This window comes from Gemmatimonadota bacterium, from assembly GCA_009838845.1.
Taxonomy (GTDB): domain Bacteria; phylum Latescibacterota; class UBA2968; order UBA2968; family UBA2968; genus VXRD01.
The window spans coordinates 1-4,332 of the sequence record VXRD01000094.1 but is presented as its reverse complement, the minus strand read 5'-3'; the positions used below and the strand labels follow the sequence as shown (position 1 = coordinate 4,332).

Sequence of the window (4,332 nt, the reverse complement as noted above, 5' to 3'; positions counted from 1 at the left end):
ACGCGAAAAATCCAGATCAAATATTAAATTAAAAAGTGAAAACATCGTTCGCTTATTCCCAATCAATTGAACATTACTTGCTCCTCACGCACTTTAATTCGCATTGACAATCGCGCTTTGGGGCGCTACCTTAGTTTAGTCTTCTCAAGACCTATCTTGAGATACTCACCGCCGCTGACAGATGACTTGCTATGGTCTTGTCAGCGGCACTTTTATGATAATACTGTCACGCCAGTAAATTCAACTCAAAAAATCCCCGCGTATTTGTGATTTCCACCGCGTATTTCTGTTTTTTTGCAGTTTTTGAGATTGAGCATAAAAAAACTGTGAATGGATTATCTTCCCATTCACAGTTCGGAAACACTGAATCGCGGCTCTACATCCTGCCGAGATGACGGGTGGGCACGGGCCACCGCCCCTGCGATTTTGGCTACGCCTGCTTGCGCTGCATCTATCTATATTGCACCTTTCATCTGTGTCCATCTGTGTCCATCTGTGATTGCTTTTGTAGTTGCTTCTTCCCCTTTTCAACATCTTCCACCGCCGTCATAATCCCCTCAATAAATTCATCTGCCGCATCTTCTTTCTGCTTTTGTTGCTGTTCGTAGAGCAAGCGATAGACCTCGCACTCTTCTATCAAATCGTCGTGGAAACCCCAGCCCGCCATGCGACCATTGTCCAGCACCAGAATGCGATCTGCTCGCATCGCCGTAGAAATCCGGTGGGTAATCACAAAAGTAGTACGCCCCTCCATCAAATGGTCCAGCGTCTCTTGAATCTTCGCCTCTGTCTTTGCGTCCAGCGCAGAGGTCGTATCGTCCAAAATCAGAATACTGGGATCGGTGACAACAGCCATCGCAAAAGCCAGACGCTGTTTTTGACCGCCCGATAAATTGGTACCGCGCTCCTCGACCGGCGCTTCGTATTTCTCTGGCAGCGTCATAATAAAATCGTGCAACTCCGCCGCCTTAGCCGCAGCCATCACCTGCTCGGGCGTGGTATAGGGCTGACCGTAGCGAATATTATCGGCAATTGTCCCGGAAAACAGAACGGGTTCCTGGGGCACCATACTGATGTGCTGTCGCAATGAAGAAATTTTGACATCTTGTATATCGTAATCGTCCAGAATAATCTTCCCCTCTGTGGGTTCATAAAGACGCATCAACAAACTCACCAGCGTACTCTTCCCCGAACCCGAAGGCCCAACCACGGCCACCGAAGTGCCTGGCCGCACGACAAACTTGAGATCTCGAAGAACGTAATCACCCGCATCTGTATAGCGAAACGACACATTGCGAAACGACACCCGCCCGCGCACTTTGTCGAGGGTCTTCGCATCTTCCCTATCCCGAATAATCACCTCTTCATCCAGCACCTCAAACACGCGACTGATCACCACCAGCATCTGTTGCAACGTAGCATTCACATTGGCAAGAGCAACCAGTGGCGAAAAAAGATTCCCCATCGACATACTAAAATAAACCAATTCTCCAACCGTCATCATACCGCCGCGAACCTGCAACGCGCCAAAATAAAAGATCAGACCCATTGCAACCCCTCCCACAACCGAACAGACTGACCCCAGACCAGAACTCAAAACAGACTGCTTGACGCCCAATCGATACAACCCGATCAGACGCCTGAAAAAGTCCCGAAACTCCCGTCTTTCTCGCGCATAAGACAGGATGAGGCGAATCCCCTTTGAGCGTTCTTCCAACAGCGCAGAAACCTCAGCATAATCCTCTCGAAACCGCATAAAAACATTCGCTATCGGACGCTGAAACACCTTATAGGTCACGACGTACGCGGGCAATGCAACAAAAGCCATCAGCGCGAGCTTGACATCAATCGTAAACAGAATCGCCGTACCCATCAAAATGCGCGCAACATGCCGCAGCGTCTCTACAAAAGTCGTCGTAATTTCGCTCTGCAATAACCCCACATCATCCAAAATGCGCGCCATAATCCGCCCGGTTTGCTGGCGATCAAAAAACGTCATCTGCAACTGCTGCACTTTCTCGTGCAGCGCAAGGCGGATGCGGAAAACAATCCGCTGCCCCACATAGGCGATGCTATACGTATAAAACCAGTTGAGCGTGGCAAAAAACGATCTCACGACCAGGTAGAGAATGAAAATCCACCCCAACCATTCCAGTTTTTCCGTGCGCGTCTTGGGCAGCATTATCCCGCCTTCTTTGCCCAGCCCTGGAATCGTTGCCTGTGGATCTCGCTTTGGGCGCCTCTCCTCCTGAATCAAAGACTGCATGTGGGCTTCTGAAACGACTTCACCTGCGGGCTTGAGTTGCAAGACCTCGTCAACTGTAATTTTTGAAATGAACCCGAGCAAAAACGTATAGGACGACGTAATAGTGGCCATCGCAATGACCATTAACAGGCGTCCCCAATACGGCTTGATATACAAAAGGATAAATCGCTTTAAGTTTTCCATAATCTCAACTCGCCATAGCCTCTACAGCCTCTTCAATAGACCCCGCAGCCTGCTGCTCGTAAAGCTGGCGATACTTTCCATCGGGTATTTGCAACAATTCGCTGTGCGTTCCCTGTTCAATAATCTCGCCGTGATCCATCACAACAATAATATCCGCATTGACAATCGTCGATAATCGGTGTGCAATGGCAAAGGACGTGCGCTCCTTTAACACCCTGGTCATCGCCTTTTGTATCAGAGCCTCCGATAGAGAATCGAGTGACGAAGTCGCTTCATCCAGAATTAAAACCGACGGATTGGTCAGCACGGCTCTCGCAATGGCGAGGCGCTGCTTTTCTCCCACAGAAAGTTTAATCCCATCTTTCCCCAGCATCGAATCGTACCCCTCGGGCGTACGCATAATAAATTCGTGAATCTCGGCAATACGCGCCGCCTCAATCAACTCGGCATCTGTGGCATCTGCGCGGCCATATAGCAAATTTTCTCGAATCGTCCCATCAAACATCACCGAATCTTGCAACACCTGGCCGATCTGTGTACGCAGGCTCCGCAACTTCACATCTCTCAAATCGTGGCCATCAATTGTAATACGCCCTTCCTTCACATCGTAAAAGCGCATCAACAAACTCGTCAACGTCGTCTTGCCACATCCCGTATGCCCCACCAGCGCAACCATCTGCCCCGGCTGTACCTCCAGGTTGATCCCCTTCAAAACCGGCTCATCCTCTTTGTACTCAAAATGCACATCTTCAAATTTAATATGCCCTTTTATCGGCGGCAATTCGACGGCATCTTCCTTGTCCTTAATCTCTATGGGAAAATCTAATATTTCCAATACGCGATCCACAGACACCATCACGGATTGAAGGCGCATGGCAATCTGCGTGAGATTGAGAATGGGCTGAAACATCCGGCTCGAATAAGAAAAAAAGGCCATCACAGCCCCATAAGTCATCTCGCCCTCAATCACGTAATAACAGCCCAAACAAAAAATCACCGTATTGCGCAATCCCGACACCCCCCAGGAGCCAGCCATATAGCCCGCGCGATTTGTGGCAGTCTGCATCGCCGCATCCAAACTCTCGTGCGTATCTTCCGCAAATGAGCGGTGTTCTCTGCGCTCTCGCCCATAAGATTTTACCAGTTGCACCCCGGACAACCGCTCTTGTAGTCCAACCGACACCTGGTCCATCTTTCTGCGCCAGAGACTGTAAGACTCCCGCATTGGCGTGCGCCACCCGTAATAATTGAAAAAATACAGGGGCATCAGCAAAAGCAGCAGACACCCCATCTTCCAATTCAAACCCATGCACAGCGCAAGCGCCACCCAGAACGACACAAAATCAACAAGAATGCCCAGCATGCGCGACGTCACCATACTGCGCACACTCGCAATATCAGACATAATGCGCGACATAATTTTGCCCGTACCCATCTCGTCGTAAAAGCGCATGGGCAATTTCAACATGTACTCATACGTGAACCTCCGCATACTCGTCGTTATCCCCCACCCCACATACGCATTGGTGAATGAGACCCAAACGCGCATCGCAGCGGACGTGATAGGCAGACAAATCGAAATAAACAAAAGCACTTCCAGCAAATGCCAGTTGCCCATGGTAATGACATCATCGATGATAAACTTCATCACCAGAGGGGGCAGCATGCTCAGTGCCGTCATCGTCGCCGTCAGACAAAACAGCAAGATCAGGCGCGATTTGTAAGGGGTGACAAAATGCGCGAGCTTGCGCAGCTTGTCGGTATTGCTCTCATCTGCCATATCGAACTCATCTGAAAAATAAGTTGCAGATTTTTGGATCTCGACGCTTCTTTATTTACACATCTTTGGGGAAACATAAATAATATTTAAGAACAGATATAGA

At 49.3% G+C, this 4,332-nt stretch carries 2 protein-coding genes; both read right to left on the bottom strand.

The genetic code is table 11. The features are described 5' to 3' along the window. Positions 1-469: 469 nt before the first annotated feature. On the bottom strand, positions 470-2,449 hold the full coding sequence (locus F4Y39_11960) for an ABC transporter ATP-binding protein (protein MYC14433.1): 1,980 nt from the start codon (positions 2,447-2,449) through the stop codon (positions 470-472). Between the two features lie 4 nt (positions 2,450-2,453). Then, positions 2,454-4,229: an ABC transporter ATP-binding protein gene (locus tag F4Y39_11955; protein ID MYC14432.1), complete on the bottom strand. Its 1,776-nt coding sequence runs from the start codon at positions 4,227-4,229 to the stop codon at positions 2,454-2,456. Positions 4,230-4,332: the final 103 nt, after the last annotated feature.